The sequence below is a fragment of the Pediococcus cellicola genome, assembly GCF_001438655.1.
In the GTDB taxonomy this organism is placed as follows: Bacteria; Bacillota; Bacilli; order Lactobacillales; family Lactobacillaceae; genus Pediococcus; species Pediococcus cellicola.
On the sequence record NZ_JQBR01000001.1, the window covers coordinates 42006 to 59481 of the forward strand.

A 17476-nucleotide genomic window follows, 5' to 3' on the forward strand; every position below is an offset into this window, starting at 1 on the left:
TTAATGATTTTAATCATTTGTTAAGCGTTTTTGTAGCTTAGCTTTCTATGCTATGCTGGTAAGGTAAGTCATTCGTAATTGAAATAAAAGGAGATTTGAAAGCATGGAAGCGGATGTGGTGATTGTGGGTGCAGGAGCAGCAGGTATTGGTGCTGCAATTACATTAGCAGATGCCGGTAAAAAAGTCATATTGTTAGAGAAAGGCGATAAATATGGTGGGGCTGGTATGTTCGGTGCACAAGGTCTATTTGCAGTTGAAAGTGACCAGCAAAAAGCTGCTGGTGAACATTATACGATAAAGCAGGCCTATCAGGAGCTTGCAACATATGGGCACTACCGGACAAATTTATCTTTAACAAAATCCATATTACAGCAATCAGCTTCTACGATTAGTTGGTTAGATGATCATGGCTTGAAAACAGAATTGGTGGCTAATACACAAGAGGCCCACCAGCATCATCCACGAGTATATCATCAATATATTGATAAATTTGCTGGTTTTAAACGTTTAATTCGCCATTATCAAACTCATGGTGGTCAATTGCTGCTCAATACAGCTGGTGAAGAGATCCTCCAAAGCGGTCATGAAATCATTGGTGTGAAGGCCAAACATGAAGAAAAAGAATTTATAATTAATTGTTCAGTAGTCATTGTGGCAGATGGTGGTTTTATTGGAAATGCTAAGATGGTAAAAAAATATTTATCAATCGATCCTGATAATTTGTATAGCATGGGTGAAAGGAAAGCGACGGGTGATGGCATCCGAATGTTGGCGCAATTAGGGGCAGATACACGCCATCTAGGAATTTTTGAAAATCATGCGGCTTCGGTGGTCTCCCCAGAAAATCATCGATGGCACAATGATACGATTTTTTCACTTACTAATTTACCGTTTTTGTGGGTGGATCATGCTGGCAAACGTTTTGTGGACGAAAGCGTCTGTTACGATTTTGCTTTGTGGGGGAATGCGACATACGCGGCAGGTGGTTTTTATTATATTTTACTTGATCAACGATTTGTTGATTTTATTTCGAATCACGAATTAAATTGGACTGATGCGTTTGAACGTACTTTTAAAAGTCTTGCACATCAGCAAACATCGCATACAGTAGGGCCATTTTCGCAAATTGATGTTTATTTGGAAGAAGCTATTGAGATGAAAGCGGCCTGGAAGGCTGAAAACGTCGCTGATTTGGCGATGCAGTTACATGTGCCAGCAACGAATTTGCGAGCCACGATTACGCGATACAATTCGTTAATCAAAAATCATGCTGACAAAGATTTTTACAAACCGGCTAATTTTCTCAGATTTCCACTGGTTCAGGGCCCTTTCTATGCGCTGAAAGCTAAATCCACGTCATTGGGGACAATTGGCGGGATTGAAACAAACGAGAAATTAGAAGCTTTGACTGCTGAGAAAACGCCAATACTGGGTGCATTTGTTGCCGGAAATGATGCCAGCGGGATGTATGATACATCATATCCAACACTTGAGGGCATTAGTTGTGCATTTGCATGGAACTCTGGACGAATAGCCGGAAAATCAGCGATCGCTTTTCTGCAAAAGGTATCCTCTGACTCAGTAAAATTCTAACTGATTTTTCTTGCGGTGAGCGGCGTGGCATCTGGACAAGATTTGACTTGAATGCTAATCTAAAAAGGTGAAAGATCAAATGAAAACGAGACCCCGAGACAATTAGTGAGTGAAATCACTGTATGGCTGGGGATTTTTTTATGAAATTGGAGAAATTTTATTATGGATTTAGATCAATTATTTGCGCGTGCGCCGGTTCCAAAAGTTTATATGAAAATTGCTTTGCCAGTCGTTTTAGGAATGGTAGCCAGTATGGTATACAATTTGGCAGACACTTTTTTTGTGGCACAAACAGGAAATGCTAATCTGGTGGCCGGAATTGCTCTGGGAACACCGCTATTTTCGTTTATGTTAGCGATCGGCGATATTTTTGGACTAGGAGGTAGTGCGGCCATTTCACGATTGCTCGGGAAAAAAGAACATATTCAAAGCGCTCATCTCAGTAGTTACTGCTTTTATAGTTCGATCGTTCTAAGTCTTGTCTTAACGGTTCTAATGCTTGTATTTGAAAGACCGATCTTGGGTGTAATGGGTGTGACAGCACAAACTTATTCATATGCGGCGGATTTTTATCGAATGCTTGCAATTGGTGCCGTTTTTATTATTGTATCGCTGGTGCCGGGGAATATCATTCGTACAGAAGGTTTGGCAACCAAGTCGATGATAGCCACTTTGACAGGCACTATATTGACTATTATTTTAGATCCAATTTTTCTTTTTATATTTCATTGGGGAGCTTTAGGAGTTGGCCTAGCCAATGTGTTAGGATACGTGGTCAACACTTCGATATTAGTATATTTCATGATTAAGGACACTCAAATCTTGTCTTTATCGTTGAAAAAAGTTCGCGTTTCCAGAAAAGCGATCCGTGAAATCTTAAGCATTGGCATTCCGGCATCCTTAACGAATTTTATGCAGAGTTTTGGTGTAATGCTCTTGAATAACTATTTGGCTCCATATGGATCGGACGCGATTGCTGCCATGGGGATTGTTTTAAAAATTTATATGGTAGTCATGTTAATCATGGTCGGATTTGCGTTTGGGGCTCAGCCTTTGATTGGTTACAATTATGGTTCAGGTGATCGTGCTCGTTTTAAAGCGGTCGTAAAATTCGATTTTTTAGTTGAAGTGGTGTATGCACTAATTTGTGCGGTAATTTTAATGATTTTTGCACCACAACTAATGGCTTTATTCATGCACAATGCTAGCATTATCAGGATGGGTACCATTATGTTACGTTTGCTGTTGATGACGGCGCCACTTATCGGAGCAATTTTAGTTTTCACAACCATTTTTCAATCTGCAGGAAAAGCTGTGGGAGCGTTAGTAATGTCTATTTCACGACAAGGTGTTATATTTGGAATTGTCATTGTGATCTTAGCGGCTTGGTTTGGGTACACTGGCGTCATTATTGCGCAGCCAGTTGCGGATGTCCTTACCTTTATCATTGGATTTTGGCTCTATAAACAACTTTTAGCACGACGGTAAATTCAAGAGTTTGCCTTTTATGGGTTGGGTAGCGTACACTTGCTTACATAAATTAAGAGGAGTGGTGTGATGATTTCTATTAATCCTGCAGATTTAACAGCCAAAGCAACTTACAAATTAATTAGTGGTAGCCTTATTCCGCGACCAATTGCCTGGATAACCACGTTTAATGCGAAGCGGACTGTAATCAATTTAGCACCATTTAGCTTTTTTAGCGGTGTGGCTGGTAAACTACCGCTTGTGTCGGTTGCCATCTTAAGAAACGATGATGGCAGCATGAAGCACACTGCAAAGAATTTAGTGATTACAAAAGAAGGAGTCATCCACATCGTATCAGAAGGACTTGCTCATCAAATGAATTTAAGCGCTGCTAGCGTCGATGAAGGCGAAACAGAACTTAAAATAACGGAATTGGAGACAACTAAAAGTCAGGTGGTAGCTGTACCGGCACTAAAATCACCAAAAGTGCGTTTTGAAGTTAAATTGCATCAATATGTGCCCATAAAAGATGATCAAGATATGGTTATTTCAGATCTTTTTATTTTGAAAGTTGTTGAAATGCATTTTGATGATGCAGTGATAGACCTTGAACATCATTACATTCAAGCTAAGGCGCTTAAACCAGTGGCACGCTTGGCTGGACCAGAATATGCCAATTTAGGGAAAACGTACAAAATTTCTCGGCCAAAATAAAATACACAAAAACACTCAGTCAATACAACTTTCAGGTCATCTGAATTTTGCTTTGGCTGGGTGCTTTTTATAGGTAAGGAGTGAGCCATTTTTTGGCACTTTCAAGTTCTTGCTCATTGATATTATGAAATTGTTGGTGTTCAAAAATAGTGACCTCGGCATGTGCCTGTTGTAAAGTTTGCATGAGTTGCACGAAATTTGCTTTGGCTACAATGGGATCTTTGGCGCCATGTGAACCCCAAACTTTTACTTGGGACAGGTTTGGTAAAGATTGAGTTGGTTTTAACAACATGGGATGAAACAATATCCCCGTTTTGAAGGTAGCTTGCTTTTCAAGTAGCGCATAAGCTGCCACATTGGCTCCGTTTGAATAGCCAACAACGATCATCTCATCTGTGTTCAATTCATATTTGGAGGCTGTTTGTGCAATGGTGTCCAACAACCAATCAGTTTCTTGAGATAAACTGACAAGGTCAAAGCCGCCATCCTGGGTATGCGTGAAATAACGCGTTTGACCATTTTCTACTAAGCGCCCACGTATGCCCAACTGCGGGCTATCTGGAGCTAGATAACTTACAATTTTTGAAAGGTCTTGCTCATCACCACCAGTTCCATGCAGCATTAGAATTGGTGCAGAAGTTGACTTTCCAGGTTTAAAGAAAATGTGTGTTTGTTCTGGCATTCTTAATCCTCCGATTTTTGTTCAGTATTGAACGCCACCAGATGTGCTTCAATATCAGCACGTTGATCCTCTAAGAATGGTGGAAGCTCTAAATGAACACCAGCTTGCTCATAAGTTTCATCTTGTAAGAATCCAGGTCCATCTGTCGCAATTTCAAAAAGCACGCCACGACCAGGTCGGAAATATTCCGATTTAAAGTAAAATCGATCAACAAATCCCGATTGTGCTAAGCGGGCATTTTGAATACGTTGAATCCACCAGCGCAGACTTTCTTCGTTCTCTGTGCGAAAGGCCATGTGGTGAACAGTTCCAAATCCTTGAAATTGGTCTGGTAAAACAACGCTTGTTTCGGTAATGATTTGTGCACCGTGGCCACCATCATGTAACTCATATAGCGTTTTACCATCCGCTTCGGCAATTTTGGCAAATCCCATGACTTCAGTCAAAACTTTGTGGAGTTGTTCGGGGTAATTGACGGTTACAAACGAAGGGCCTAAGCCACTAATGGCATATTTCGCTGGTACTGTGCTATGTCGATAGGGGTCACCAGATGGGACACCGTGATTATTTTCGTCAGAAACCAATTGATATTGTTGATTATCAAAATCATAAAAATAAAAATATTGCGCACCAAAACGTGTTTTGATTTCATCATGACGAACGTCGAATTCATCAAAACGTTTTTGCCACCACGCTAGGGCTTGGTCATTAGGAACGCGAAAACCAATTCGCGTAATGCCATTGGTGCCTTGACGACCTTTGGGGATACCAGGAAAATCAAAGAAGGTGAGGTCGGTGCCAGGTTTACCCATATCATCGGTAAAATAAAGATGGTAGGTGCGAACATCGTCTTGATTAACAGTCTTTTTAATAAGGTGCAGTCCTAAAATGTCTGTCATAAACTTAAAAATTTTGGGAGCACTAGAAGTGATTGCAGTAATGTGATGTAAACCAATTAAATTCTTGTTCATGATAATGGCCTCCTTGGCACAAAATGAAAAATTGTTATTCACAGTATATATGCTGATCGAAAATAAGAAAAATAATACTAATCTTTTTTGAAATCGTTTACAGGAGAATTATAACAAATTTTTTCGAAAAAGCATTCTAAAAAGATTGAGGTCATTAATTTTAATTTTTTAAAATTTTATGAATATAAAAAAGGTTAGGGGGGAACTCACTCGTTAATTGGTTTTTACCAATCGTATGGAATGAGTTCTCCTCTAACCTGTGCTTTTCCCAAGTCATAATGACTAACGTTCACGGCGAACGGTATTCATAATCATGGGAAAGAATTTTATAGCGTATAACGCACAAATTCCGACGACAATGTAGACAACTTTAGAGAGGATGGCAGTTTGACCACCAAAAATAGTTGCCACTAAGTCAAAATTGAAAAGACCAACTAACAACCAGTTTAGCCCACCAATGATTAATAGACCTAGTGCGATGCTATCAATAGTTTTCATAACAAAGTCTCCTTTCTGAGAGTTCATTGCTTTATGGCACACTTTAAGTTTAACAAGCATGGTGGGGTAAGTTAAAGTTAGATACTCATCAAAATGAAATTTTCAAGAAAAGATACAAAATCTGAATGAAAGAAGCCTAGGTCACACCATTTTTCGAGTGAAACCAGCTTAGATATGAGACGTAATTCAGGAGGCTGACAACGCTTTTTTTAAAGTAGATTTTATTTAATTAGAGCTAGCGTTTGAATGGTAGCAAACAAGTTTCTTTCGCCACGAGAAATCTTAAAACAGTTGTTGTTTTGGATTAATTCGAGATCCTTTTGACGCACATCATGTTGTTGACGCAAAGAAATTATGCACTTTGCCAATTTCGATATTTTTTGGTATACTAACTTAGTACTTTTGGAGAGTTGGCAGAGTGGTAATGCACCGGACTCGAAATCCGGCGAACCGGCTAATACCGGCGCGCAGGTTCAAATCCTGTACTCTCCTTTATAGAATGATATAGGAACTTTTTAAAAATCAGAAATGCCAGTATAAAGGCATTTCTGATTTTTTATTATATAAGAAAGTATGAAAAAAATAATTGCATTTGTCTAACACTTAATACTCAGATTCTTTTTATCAATATAAGATTTGATATTCTACGATTTTTTGACACATTTCTGTTAGATATGTATCATATGTGACATTATTTACGATACTGATTCTTCCTTTGTTGCAATTTTAAACTTATGATAATTTACATAACAAGATTTCATTTTTTAAATTTGGAGGAAGATAAAATTGGAAAAAACAATTAAAATTCACATTATGCATACTGGGTTAGTTCGAGTTGACAAAGCGCTGCCATTTCATGGTTTATACCGAAATCCAATCGCATTTACAGGATTATTTAGAAGTGAAAAAAATAAGATTACGCTTCCCGTTTCTAGTTATCTCATTGAGCATCCTCAAGGAACCGTTCTAATCGATACAGGCTGGAATAAAACCATTCGGAAGAGTAATTGGAAAGAGCTAGGATTACAAGTACAAATCAATACCGGTTACTTGCCAGCTGGCTGGTCTGTCGATGAACGGCTAGCCAAATTCGGTTATAAACCAGAAGATATTGACTATGTTCTCATGAGTCATTTGCATTGTGATCACGCTAGCGGTTTACCATTAATGAAAAATGCAAAACACATTTTGGTTTCAAAACCAGAATGGCAAATTGCGAATCACTTACCACTTGTTTATTTACCCCATGAATGGCGAGGCGTTGATGTTCAAACCTATAACTACCAAAATTCTAATGTTGGCCCATTTCACCGTGCCTTCGACGTTTTTGGAGATGGCTCCATCTTACAGGTTTACACACCAGGACATGCTTCAGGAATGTCATCTACCTTAATCCGCGGTTCAAACGGTAAGTATGTTATATTAGCTGCTGATGTTGGGTATTCAAATGATTCGTGGGAAAAGATGTTAACGCCTGGAATTTGCACGAACCGTAATTACGCGATTCAATCATTAGGTTGGGTAAAAGAAATGGCCCACGACCCTAATTGTGTAGAAGCGCTAGCAAACCATGATACCTCAACAGATCAGCACAGCATTACTTTACCACTTTAGTGGCATAATTTTTGGTTAAATGTTGAAAGATATCATTCATCATATGTGCAATTTGTGGATCTGCACCATATTTTAATGACCAAATAATAGCGGTCATAACATTTGCAGCATATAATTGTTGGATGTAAAGTTCTGGAATTTTAAAGTTAAAATTATGTAAATAATTAGTCATGTGTTTGATCAAGATTTTTTTAAAATTAATTTCCAAAGAACTTTCGTGAAATGATAATTTCAATAAGCTTAAAATGGCGTCTTTGTGTTTATTTAGCCCTGTATAGAGCTCACTCAATAAATCATTATTGATACTGTGTTTCATGCGTTGTGCTAACAAATCATCTAGTATTTGTGAGTATTTTAAAATTAATTTGTTAAGTAAATCATATTTATCTTCATAATAACGATAGAAAGTTGAACGCCCTATCAAAGCTTCAGAACAAATATCCTTAATTGTTATTTTGTCAAAGTCCTTTTGAGTAATAAGATTTATAAATGCCGTTTCTATATCACGTTTACTTTTTATCGCCCTTAAATCGTTAGTATTCATAATATCCTCCACATGATAATTCTTTTTATATATTTTAACATGCCTAGATGGCTAGTTGGCACCGAAAGATTGCGCTATCAAAATGAATAGCGTATGGGTATTAACTTCTATAGCAGATCTATGAAATCCCTTACTTTACTGTCAGGCTGCGATTGCTTTCTTCTAAAATCAAATCTACAATAGAGCTTGTAAGTTAATTTTGGAGGAGGAATGCATATGCATCAAATACCAAAAGACGTCGTGTACTATGAAGCTGGGCCACTACGTAGCAATTTACCAGACCACTTTCTAAGTTCTTACATCATCCGCAGTATCATCCGAGTTGATGGGCAATTATTTCCGCAATCTGGAAGAAAGATTGACAACGTGATGGGACGTGCTATTTTTGCGGGTGTTAAAACCATTTCAACCGCCGTGGTTTCGTTCGATAGTGATCGAATCCGTATTTACAACAGTAACGGTGATAATTTGCGACAGTTGTCCTATCAAATGAGTGAAGCCATTCAGCTAGCACCCATTTTGGGAATGGCGGGTGCCAATTTTGCCACCTCACTTTTGATTACCATTTTTACGACGCAAGAAACGATTGTTTTTGTTAATCCTGGTCTTAAAGCTGCACCATCGTTGTTTAAGTTTTTAAAAACTACTGAACTTAAAATTGAAGATCCGTTTAAACTCCAGGAGCGCCTTGCTAAAAGTTCGGTTATGGACGTCACCCAAAAATATCGGTTTACTTACCCCAAAGAGGCCGAAAAATTAGGTTATCCAGAATTTATAGGAAATGTTGGGGCAATTTGGGGAGAGTAAGGCTAGTAAGTTCGATATTTTAGAGTTGAAACAAACTAATCTAATTTTTGACATAAAAAAGATGCTTATTCACTTTTTGAATAAGCATCTTTTTACGATTGAAATTATAAAAATCACAATTAAAAGACTTATTTACTTTCAGATTTATCATTAATAGCAAATGAAATCAAAAATGCAATAATAGCCAAAATTAATGGGAAGTAAAGACCAAAATGAACCCCGTTTGTGAAAGCATCTTGTGAATTTAAAGGAGCAGATGATGCGTGCTGACCAAGCCCAAGGAGGCTAGTGGCAACCGCTGTTGAAATTGCACCAATGATTTGCTGGAAAGTATTCATTATGGTACTACCATCGCCAGCTGTATGAGCGTCCAAAGCGTTCAGTCCGAAAGTCTGAGTTGGTGACATTGCCAGAGGCGCACCAATCATAATAACAATATGAGCTAAAATGACGTACCAAACTGCTGAATGTGAAGTCGTGAATAACAGCATCACCACGCCGATGATAACAATCAAGAAACCTAACACTGCTAACAAACGAGCTCCAAAACGATCATAGATTCTTCCGGAAATTGCTGAAAATAAAGCATTAACGACACCACCAGGAAGCATCACCACTCCGGTTAAGGCGACAGCAATTGCCAGTCCGTTTTGCCAAAACATTGGTAAAAGATACATAGATGATAGGATGATTTCGAAGTCCAACATGACCAATACGGCACCGATTCTAAAGTTTGGACGTTCAAAAACGCGAAAATTCAAAATTGGTGCATCAACATGTAATTGTCGATAAATATAAGCTGCAAGAACTAATAGGGAAACGACCAAGATGGTCAAGACAACGGCAGAACCCCAGCCATAATTACTTGCCATACTTACTGCTGTGACTAAGCCACCAAAACCAATTGTTGAAAGCAAGATCGAAAAAATATCGATTTTTGGCTTGGTGAGTTTGTTGACATTGGGCAAGTACTTAATGGCAAAGAATGCACCTACAGCTAAGAACGGCACGAAAAGCCAAAAAATCCAACGCCAAGATAAAACACCTAAAACAATACCAGAGAGTGTCGGACCAATTGCGGGAGCAAACATAATAACTAACCCAATAAGTCCCATCGCAGTTCCTAATTTGTAAGGCGGAAAAATTAGAGTTGCAACGGTAAACATTAACGGTAAAACTAACCCAGTTGCAATGCCTTGAATCATACGGCCAATTAATAAAATAGCAAAATTTGGTGCAAGAGCAGAAATAATGGCACCAACAATAAAATCAAATAATCCAAAAATAATTAATTGACGTGTTGAAAACCATTTAGTAAGCAAACTGGAAAGTGGAAGGACAATTCCAATGATCAACATATAGCCTGTTACTAACCATTGAATGGTACCGACACTGACGTTTAACTTAACCATCAGGCTTGGTAAAGCAATATTAAGTGAAGTTTCACTTAACATGCCAACAAATCCACCAATGAGCATTCCCATCATGGCTAGCATGGGGTGCTCAACTGGTACAGCAGCTTGTGGTGCTGTTGTTTTATTTACTGAACTTTCCGACATAATTAAAAACTCCTTTACATTTTTTATCAGACAATTGATTACATTAGCATAAATTTTTTTATCTCGTAAGTTTTTTGTGAAATAAAATGAAAATAAAGTCGTTTTTCATGAAAAAAGAAAAATTGATTAAGCTTACCACAATGATGGCATCTATGAGTTGGGTGGTAAGTGGAAATATGCTAGAATACAAACAGCGTATTTGAAAGTTTGAAATTGGAGGAATTTTACCGTGAAAGTTGGAATTGATCAGATAGGTTTCTACACCCCAAAATGGTATGTGGATATGGCAAATCTGGCGCAGGCAAGGAATGAAGATCCAAATAAATATTTGATAGGTATCGGTCAAAGTAAACAAGCTGTCATTCCTAACTCACAAGATGCGGTAACAATGGCTGCCAATGCGGCTGATACAATTTTAAGCGAAGCTAATCGTGACAAAATTGATCTCATTTTATTTGGGACAGAATCCGGCATTGACAACTCTAAATCAGGTGCCATTTATTTACAGCATCTTTTAGATTTGCCTAATGACGTTCAAAGTGTGGAATTAAAGCAGGCATGTTATGCCATGACGGCGGGAATTCAATTAGCTAAGGACCATGTGCTTGCGCATCCAGACAAGCAGGTTTTGGTTGTCGGTGCGGACATTGCACGTTATGGGTTGCATAGTGCTGGAGAACCTACACAAGGTGGCGGTGCGATGGCTGTGACAATCAGTGCAGACCCAAGAATTTTGGCCATTGAAGCTGAATCTGCACACTATGTTGCTGACATTATGGATTTTTGGCGCCCCTTATACGCTACAGAGGCTTTGGTGGATGGTAAGTATTCTTCTGCACAATATATCGATTTTTTTAAACGTACTCTCACGATGTATCAACAACATACGAATACAGAATTATCCGACTTGTCAGCACTAGTTTTTCACTTGCCTTATACAAAAATGGGGCTGAAGGCTTTAAAGTCAATCTTAAATGAAACTAGTGAGTCACACGCTAACCAATTGATGAAAAATTTTGAAGCATCGCGTGTGTTTAATCGACAAGTAGGTAATCTATATACCGGTTCACTTTACCTAAGCTTATTCTCGCTTCTGGTTAATGCTGATGACCTAAATTCCGGTGATAAAATCGGCTTGTTTAGTTACGGATCAGGTGCAGAAGGTGAATTCTTCGTTGGGACGTTACAAACTGATTACAAAAAAGCCTTACATGCTGACCACATGCAAAACTTGTTGAGAAATCGTGTCGAAGTAACCGTCACTGAATACGAAGCAATGTTTAACTCGCAAATGCCATTGCAAGCCGAAGATTTCGAGACAAATTATCGAGAGGATTCAGCCAAATTTTACTTGGCTGGCCAACAACAACAACAAAGGGTATACCACCAAAAGTAAGCTTAAGACAAACGAAAAACAGAAAGACACCTCTCTCACAAGTACTGACAGTGTGAAAGAGGTGTCTTTTTAGAATCTTATTGAGCAAAATAATTATAGGTGATTTGCCCATCCTTGGCCGTTAAGATTGGTTTGCTGGCATCATTAGGACTCATTAGAGAGACTGAATAACCACTTCCTAAATTCTTTTTCAGCGATAAGGATAGCTTTTTAAAATTAGTGACTACCTGATCAAAATTTGCTTGTTTAGCATTGGCTGGGGTTTTGATTAAAGATTTTAGTGATGACACAAATTTTGAATTTGTGGGGTGAACGTAATAAGTTTTTTGGGATTTTCCAAAGCTAACTGATCCGGTACCTGTATAATTCTTCTTGAGTGAATCAAGAATGCTATTTTCTTTAACTGATTGAGCAGCTTTCTTTTGCTTGGTAGTAGCATCCGGAAAAGCATTGTTATTGGCGTTATTAAAAGATTTGGCGAAATCTTTAGACGATTTAGGCGTGGTTTGCGTAGCCGATGATGTTTGTGCCTGACGATCGGAATGATTCCAAAATGGTAAGTTCAAGCCACTGTATATAATTAAAGCTAAACAAACAATAATAAAAAGAATGGGTGACGTCAATCGCTCACCATTTTGAATAACCATTGTCAATCTTAGAATGGATAAAACTAGTGCAAAAATTGCCATAATGAACAAAAATAACATAATTAATCTCCTCGGTCGTCTTTTTCTTACATTATCACGCAAAATAGTGTAAAGCACAATTGAAAAAGGTAAAGGAAGTATAAGCGTTTTTATGGTGTCTGTATAATCTAATTGTTATCATATGAGTATACTAATAAATGGTGGCGATTAAAATGCTGTCTAAATTTAAAATCGGGATGTTGGTAAAATGTAAACAATGTGATGATTTAGATTATCCCTTTTTGGGACGTGTCATAAATATTTTGAGTAGTAAGCTGGTCGTTGAGATCCTACAATTCAACTATCAAGACCGTTACAAAGCTTCTTTAATCCAGTATAATACAGTTGTAGAAACTAAAAATTGTGTCAGGGTGGAACTTATTCGTGTGAACTCCAAACATGATTCAATCTAAATAATGAAGGTTTTGAAATGAAAATTATTGTAGCTCCAGATTCTTTTAAAAATAGCATGTCGGCTAAATTGGCGACAAAGCAAATCATTGCTGGTATAAAAGAAGGGCGGCCCGAGCTTGATTGTGTTGGTTTACCAATGGCTGATGGTGGTGAAGGAACCATGTCAGTTTTGTTGGCACACATTGGTGGTAAGCTAGTTGAGACCCAAGTCGAAAATGCGTTAGGCAAACCGATACGCGCCCAGTTTGGTATTTCCAAAGATCATAAAATCGCGATGCTTGATATGGCATCTGCGAGCGGCATTGAGCATCTTAGTGAGCAACAATTGAATCCTTTAAAGACTTCTTCGTACGGAACGGGCCAACTGTTAAAGGCCTGTCTAAGGTATTCGCCACAAAGAGTGTATCTTGGCGTAGGAGGTAGCGCTACGAATGATGCTGGTGTGGGTGCCTTGCAAGCGCTGGGATTTCAATTTTTAAATGACCAAGGAAACTCAATTATTCGTGGAAACACTGGTTTATCTGAGCTTGCGCAAATTCAACAGCCACAAAAGACGCTTCATATGCCAGAAATCGTGGTATTAAATGATGTAGCCAATCCTTTGCTTGGCCAAAATGGGGCTTCAAGGGTTTTTGGTCCACAAAAGGGAGCTACCCCCTCAATGATCCAAAAAATGGAAGGCAATTTAACGCACTTAACGGAAGTTGTTTCGCAAACATTTGGCATAGATTATGCTGGTGATTGGGGGACAGGAGGTGCGGGTGGTTTGAGTTATGGGTTGAAAGCCTTTTTGCATGCTAAGTTGCAATCTGGCATTCAGACCATTCTTGAATTCATGCACTTTTCAAAACTCTGCCAAAGTGCGGATTACGTGATCACTGGTGAAGGTTCCTTTGATGCGCAATCTAAATCTGGAAAAGTACCATTTGGAATTGCACAAGCCTGCCTCACAGCGAATCCAAGGTGTCGTGTCATTATTTTAGCAGGTAAAATTGCATCGGATTTAGGAAATTTACCATCTAATATTGAAATGATTAAAAATATCAATGACCTTGCTGCAATAAACCAGAAAAAACCTGACTATGGATCTGAAAATATTAAACGGACAGGAAACTGGCTTGGTAAGTATTTAATAAAAAAAGTCGGAGAAAACTAGTTTTCTCCGACTTAGCTTATAAATGTATAGAAGGCATCTTAGAATTACCTTAAAAACACTTTGAATACCGTCTCTGCAATGCTAATAAATTTGATCGCGGTATAGGCCAACTACGCGGCCAAGAATTGTCACATTATCAAGAATAATGGGTGCCATGGTGTCATTCTCAGGCTGCAAGCGAATGTGATCAGTTTCTTTATAGAATCGCTTGCAAGTTGCCTCATTTTCGTCTGTCATGGCGATGACAATGTCACCGTTGTCTGCTGAAGTTTGTTTACGGACGATCACTTGGTCACCATTCAGGATGCCTGCTTGAATCATACTCTCACCACGAATTGTTAACATAAACAATTCACCATCTTCGTGTTCAAATTCGGGAGGTAGCGGGAAAAAATCGGTGGCATCCTCTACAGCCAAGATTGGTGCGCCGGCAGTAACGGTACCCAATACCGGAATTTTATGAGGAGTCGGGCTGACCCCTAATTCTTCGAGACCTAAAGGCGTTATTTCAAGGGCTCTGGGTTTAGTGGGATCCTTTTGCAAGAGGCCCTTTTTCTGTAACCGTTCAATATGGCCATGAACTGTTGAAGTAGAGGACAATGAAACGGCTTCCCCAATTTCACGAACCGTTGGCGGATATCCTTTTTCATTAACTTTATCATATATGTATCTCAATACGGCGACTTGTTTGCTTTCAGATGTTTTTGACATGTAGAGCACCTCGCATTTTCTTGTTTTTATTTTAACATAGGCTATTTCAGGATTCAAACAAATGTTCGGTTTATATTTTTGAAAAAGTTTTGTCAACAGTGTAGAATCATACTTAAAGATATCGGAGGGGATTATATGGCATCAGACGAAGAATTTCAAAAGCTGATTAAACGCATTAATGAGTTAGCACACAAGGCAAAAAATGAAGGTTTGACTGACCTAGAAATCATAGAACGTAAGGATTTGCGACAACGTTATCTAAAACGATTTCGTGAGGGCTTTAAGAGCCAGGTAGAGATGATGCGTGTTTTTGATAAAAATGGCAAGGAAGTTACGCCAGAAAAAGTAAAAAAAGTGCAACGAAAAAAAGGGTTGCGGGATGATTGAGGAATTTTTGCAATTTATAATTGCGCTTTAATCTTTTCTTATGTAAAATTAATGTTAGAATAAGAGGTACGAGAAATAATTCATGACTGCCTCTTTTATTTTATGGTTTTTTTGTGTACTATTGTATGGTATACATATTTGTTAGGAGGTTAGGACTTTGTCAACAGGAATTTGGATTTTAATCGTGATCATTGCATTATTAATTGGAGCAGTAGGTGGCTTTTTCGCTGCTCGCAAATATATGGAAAGTTATCTTAAAAATAATCCTCCGATCAATGAAGAAATGTTGCGGACTATGATGTTGCAAATGGGACAAAAACCATCGCAGAAGAAGTTACATCAAATGATGAACTCGATGCAAAACCAAGCAAAACATCAAAAATAGTTTTAAACAATTTTATGAATGATAAGGACAAAGATTATTTTTTGTCCTTTTTTTGTTGCCAAAAATCGGAGGCAGATAGCATATAAATAGATATTGGAGGATTTTATTGTGTCAATTTTTCGAAAATTAGCTTGGTTTTTTAAAATAGAAAAATGGAATTACTTAATTGGGGTCCTTTTCTTATTGTTGGTTGCTATTTTAAATGTTGTGCCACCAAAAATTATTGGTAATTTGGTTCAGGAAATAAGCACGCGTGGGTTAACAGGAAGATCGTTAATTCTTTCCTTATTGATTTTAGCAAGTGTGGGAATCCTGCAATACCTTTTTCGATTTATTTGGCGAGCCAGGATTTTTGGTGGCGCCGCACGACTTGAAAAAACCTTACGAAGTCGCTTGTTCACACATTACATGAAAATGGATCAGACGTTTTATCAAGAACATCGAACAGGAGACTTAATGGCACATGCCACTAATGATTTACAGGCAATTCAGCAGGTAGCTGGTTCTGGAATTTTATCATTTGCTGATTCCATTATTACAGGGATTACGACGGTTGTCGCAATGATGACTTTAGTTGATTGGCGTTTGACCCTTCTGGCAATGATTCCATTTCCATTATTGGCGATAAGTGCTGGTTATTTGGGCACAAAGATTCATATTGCCTTTCGTAAATCACAAGCGGCTTTTTCACGTTTGAACAATAAAACCCAGGAGAGCATCATGGGAATTAAAGTGATTAAATCCTTAGGGCAAGACAAGCAAGATACCGAGGACTTCGAAAAGTTAGTGGATCAAACTATCAAAATTAATCGAAAAGTCAACATGTTGGATGCTTTGTTCAATCCCATGACGACCATTTTGATCGGAATTTCCTATATGATTACATTGGTTCTAGGTGGTTCTTTTGTGGTTCATAATGTGATCAATATTGGACAGTTAGTTTCCTTTATCTCTTACATCACCATGCTCATTTGGCCAATGTTTGCAATCGGCAACCTATTTAACATTATGGAACGTGGAAATGCCAGCTATGACCGTGTTAATCTACTTCTACATGCAAGGTCAAGTATCATCGATGATAAACATGCCGTTCAAAAAAGAGCGACAGGTGATTTGGAGTTTGATGTAAAATCCTTTACGTATCCGGGAGATGAACAAAAAAGTATAGAAAATGTGTACTTTAAGCTTCTAGCTGGGAACACAATCGGCTTGGTCGGTCGAGTTGGTACAGGAAAATCGACCCTGATGAAATTGATTCTACGTGAATTTGATGATTATCAAGGTGCCATTACGGTTGGCGGAATCAACATTAAGGATTATGCTTTAAATTCTTATTTGCCATCGCTTGGATATGTACCAGAGGAGAGTTTCCTGTTTTCGGATACGATCAAAAATAATATTAAATTTGGCGACTTTGAAGCCACAGATGAAGAGGTGAAAGAAGCCGCCAAAAAAAGTGATCTATACGAAGATATTTTGGATCAGCCTGATCAGTTTGATACTGAAGTCGGAGAGCAAGGTGTTTCGCTATCTGGCGGACAGAGGCAACGTTTGGCCATTGCAAGGGCACTGATCATCAAACCAGAAGTGCTGTTGCTCGATGACGCCCTTTCGGCAGTAGATGGTGAAACAGAACACGAAATTTTACAGGAATTACGTGCTGAAAGAAAAGACAAAACCACAATCATTGCTGCCCATCGACTAAGTAGCGTCATGAACGCTGATGAAATCTTGGTCTTGGATGATGGACACGTCATTCAACGAGGGACACATGCTCAGTTAATGAACGAGACGGGTTGGTATAAAGAAATGTTCCACCGTCAACAAATGGAAACCAAGATTGAAAAAGAAGGTGAACTTCGTGCAGAATAAAAAAGAGTCCATTTGGGCC

17 protein-coding genes and 1 tRNA gene are annotated in these 17476 nt (G+C 38.4%); 11 read left to right on the forward strand and 7 right to left on the reverse strand.

Going from position 1 to position 17476, the window contains the following annotated elements; all coding sequences use genetic code 11:
- Window positions 1–103: 103 nt before the first annotated feature.
- From IV80_RS00195 to IV80_RS00205, 3 genes are all read left to right on the forward strand, one after another.
- A complete protein-coding gene (locus IV80_RS00195; protein ID WP_057747789.1) occupies window positions 104–1594 on the forward strand; it encodes an FAD-dependent oxidoreductase in 1491 nt (496 codons plus the stop codon).
- 162 nt (window positions 1595–1756) lie between these two features.
- A complete protein-coding gene (locus IV80_RS00200) occupies window positions 1757–3082 on the forward strand; it encodes an MATE family efflux transporter (RefSeq protein ID WP_057747791.1) in 1326 nt (441 codons plus the stop codon).
- Between the two features lie 69 nt (window positions 3083–3151).
- Entirely contained in the window at window positions 3152–3775 is a 624-nt protein-coding gene (locus IV80_RS00205; protein WP_057747794.1) for a flavin reductase family protein, read from the forward strand.
- A 67-nt stretch (window positions 3776–3842) separates the two neighbouring features.
- Here the strand turns inward: IV80_RS00205 and IV80_RS00210 are convergent, their stop codons facing one another.
- The 3 genes from IV80_RS00210 to IV80_RS00220 all read right to left on the reverse strand — a co-directional run bounded on the left by IV80_RS00210 (window position 3843) and on the right by IV80_RS00220 (window position 5926).
- A complete protein-coding gene (locus tag IV80_RS00210; RefSeq protein ID WP_057747798.1) occupies window positions 3843–4457 on the reverse strand; it encodes an alpha/beta hydrolase in 615 nt (204 codons plus the stop codon).
- Between the two features lie 2 nt (window positions 4458–4459).
- Window positions 4460–5428 (reverse strand): ring-cleaving dioxygenase, encoded by a 969-nt coding sequence (locus tag IV80_RS00215; RefSeq protein WP_057747800.1) that lies wholly within the window; start codon window positions 5426–5428, stop codon window positions 4460–4462.
- A 282-nt stretch (window positions 5429–5710) separates the two neighbouring features.
- A complete protein-coding gene (locus tag IV80_RS00220) occupies window positions 5711–5926 on the reverse strand; it encodes a DUF378 domain-containing protein (protein ID WP_057747803.1) in 216 nt (71 codons plus the stop codon).
- Between the two features lie 404 nt (window positions 5927–6330).
- Between IV80_RS00220 and IV80_RS00225 the strand changes: the two genes are divergently transcribed.
- Together IV80_RS00225 and IV80_RS00230 are read left to right on the forward strand one after the other, a co-directional pair.
- Window positions 6331–6418 (forward strand) — tRNA-Ser (locus IV80_RS00225).
- A 294-nt stretch (window positions 6419–6712) separates the two neighbouring features.
- Complete coding sequence (locus IV80_RS00230) at window positions 6713–7540, forward strand: N-acyl homoserine lactonase family protein (RefSeq protein ID WP_164481730.1); 828 nt, start codon at window positions 6713–6715, stop codon at window positions 7538–7540.
- Here the strand turns inward: IV80_RS00230 and IV80_RS00235 are convergent.
- On the reverse strand, window positions 7524–8084 hold the full coding sequence (locus tag IV80_RS00235) for a TetR/AcrR family transcriptional regulator (RefSeq protein ID WP_057747805.1): 561 nt from the start codon (window positions 8082–8084) through the stop codon (window positions 7524–7526). The two genes, IV80_RS00230 and IV80_RS00235, sit on opposite strands and share 17 nt — an antisense overlap.
- Window positions 8085–8300: 216 nt before the next feature.
- Between IV80_RS00235 and IV80_RS00240 the strand changes: the two genes are divergently transcribed.
- The gene (locus IV80_RS00240; RefSeq protein ID WP_057747807.1) at window positions 8301–8891 is read left to right on the forward strand and encodes a hypothetical protein; all 591 of its coding nucleotides are present in this window, start codon (window positions 8301–8303) and stop codon (window positions 8889–8891) included.
- 128 nt (window positions 8892–9019) lie between these two features.
- Here IV80_RS00240 and IV80_RS00250 read toward each other — a convergent pair whose 3' ends face one another.
- Window positions 9020–10450, reverse strand: a complete 1431-nt coding sequence (locus IV80_RS00250; RefSeq protein ID WP_057747813.1) for a DHA2 family efflux MFS transporter permease subunit — start codon at window positions 10448–10450, stop codon at window positions 9020–9022.
- Window positions 10451–10679: 229 nt separating this feature from the next.
- Here IV80_RS00250 and IV80_RS00255 point away from each other — a divergent pair, with 229 nt between their 5' ends.
- Window positions 10680–11846 carry a hydroxymethylglutaryl-CoA synthase gene (locus IV80_RS00255; RefSeq protein WP_057747816.1) on the forward strand — a complete coding sequence of 389 codons (1167 nt, stop codon included), beginning with the start codon at window positions 10680–10682 and terminating at the stop codon, window positions 11844–11846.
- Between the two features lie 77 nt (window positions 11847–11923).
- Here the strand turns inward: IV80_RS00255 and IV80_RS00260 are convergent, their stop codons facing one another.
- Window positions 11924–12553, reverse strand: a complete 630-nt coding sequence (locus IV80_RS00260) for a hypothetical protein (RefSeq protein WP_057747819.1) — start codon at window positions 12551–12553, stop codon at window positions 11924–11926.
- Between the two features lie 409 nt (window positions 12554–12962).
- Here IV80_RS00260 and IV80_RS00270 point away from each other — a divergent pair, with 409 nt between their 5' ends.
- Window positions 12963–14102 (forward strand): glycerate kinase, encoded by a 1140-nt coding sequence (locus tag IV80_RS00270; RefSeq protein ID WP_057747825.1) that lies wholly within the window; start codon window positions 12963–12965, stop codon window positions 14100–14102.
- Window positions 14103–14183: 81 nt separating this feature from the next.
- On the opposite strand, the gene lexA is transcribed toward IV80_RS00270, so the two are convergent.
- Window positions 14184–14813: a transcriptional repressor LexA gene (gene lexA, locus IV80_RS00275; protein ID WP_057747828.1), complete on the reverse strand. Its 630-nt coding sequence runs from the start codon at window positions 14811–14813 to the stop codon at window positions 14184–14186.
- A gap of 135 nt (window positions 14814–14948) precedes the next feature.
- On the opposite strand from lexA, the gene IV80_RS00280 reads away from it, so the two are divergent.
- The 3 genes from IV80_RS00280 to IV80_RS00290 all read left to right on the forward strand — a co-directional run bounded on the left by IV80_RS00280 (window position 14949) and on the right by IV80_RS00290 (window position 17457).
- Window positions 14949–15200 (forward strand): DUF896 domain-containing protein, encoded by a 252-nt coding sequence (locus tag IV80_RS00280; protein ID WP_057747831.1) that lies wholly within the window; start codon window positions 14949–14951, stop codon window positions 15198–15200.
- 157 nt (window positions 15201–15357) lie between these two features.
- Window positions 15358–15585, forward strand: coding sequence for a YneF family protein (locus tag IV80_RS00285; RefSeq protein WP_057747834.1), 228 nt, complete (start codon window positions 15358–15360; stop codon window positions 15583–15585).
- Between the two features lie 108 nt (window positions 15586–15693).
- Window positions 15694–17457 (forward strand): ABC transporter ATP-binding protein, encoded by a 1764-nt coding sequence (locus IV80_RS00290; RefSeq protein ID WP_057747836.1) that lies wholly within the window; start codon window positions 15694–15696, stop codon window positions 17455–17457.
- Window positions 17458–17476 lie beyond the last annotated feature (19 nt).

What these genes read in the sequence shown, in the direction of transcription:
- IV80_RS00195 (WP_057747789.1), top strand. Translation starts at nt 104, where the DNA reads ATGGAAGCGGATGTGGTGATTGTGGGTGCAGGAGCAGCAGGTATTGGT.
- IV80_RS00200 (WP_057747791.1), top strand. Translation starts at nt 1,757, where the DNA reads ATGGATTTAGATCAATTATTTGCGCGTGCGCCGGTTCCAAAAGTTTAT.
- IV80_RS00205 (WP_057747794.1), top strand. Translation starts at nt 3,152, where the DNA reads ATGATTTCTATTAATCCTGCAGATTTAACAGCCAAAGCAACTTACAAA.
- IV80_RS00210 (WP_057747798.1), bottom strand. Translation starts at nt 4,457, where the DNA reads ATGCCAGAACAAACACACATTTTCTTTAAACCTGGAAAGTCAACTTCT.
- IV80_RS00215 (WP_057747800.1), bottom strand. Translation starts at nt 5,428, where the DNA reads ATGAACAAGAATTTAATTGGTTTACATCACATTACTGCAATCACTTCT.
- IV80_RS00220 (WP_057747803.1), bottom strand. Translation starts at nt 5,926, where the DNA reads ATGAAAACTATTGATAGCATCGCACTAGGTCTATTAATCATTGGTGGG.
- IV80_RS00235 (WP_057747805.1), bottom strand. Translation starts at nt 8,084, where the DNA reads ATGAATACTAACGATTTAAGGGCGATAAAAAGTAAACGTGATATAGAA.
- IV80_RS00240 (WP_057747807.1), top strand. Translation starts at nt 8,301, where the DNA reads ATGCATCAAATACCAAAAGACGTCGTGTACTATGAAGCTGGGCCACTA.
- IV80_RS00250 (WP_057747813.1), bottom strand. Translation starts at nt 10,450, where the DNA reads ATGTCGGAAAGTTCAGTAAATAAAACAACAGCACCACAAGCTGCTGTA.
- IV80_RS00260 (WP_057747819.1), bottom strand. Translation starts at nt 12,553, where the DNA reads ATGTTATTTTTGTTCATTATGGCAATTTTTGCACTAGTTTTATCCATT.
- IV80_RS00270 (WP_057747825.1), top strand. Translation starts at nt 12,963, where the DNA reads ATGAAAATTATTGTAGCTCCAGATTCTTTTAAAAATAGCATGTCGGCT.
- lexA (WP_057747828.1), bottom strand. Translation starts at nt 14,813, where the DNA reads ATGTCAAAAACATCTGAAAGCAAACAAGTCGCCGTATTGAGATACATA.
- IV80_RS00280 (WP_057747831.1), top strand. Translation starts at nt 14,949, where the DNA reads ATGGCATCAGACGAAGAATTTCAAAAGCTGATTAAACGCATTAATGAG.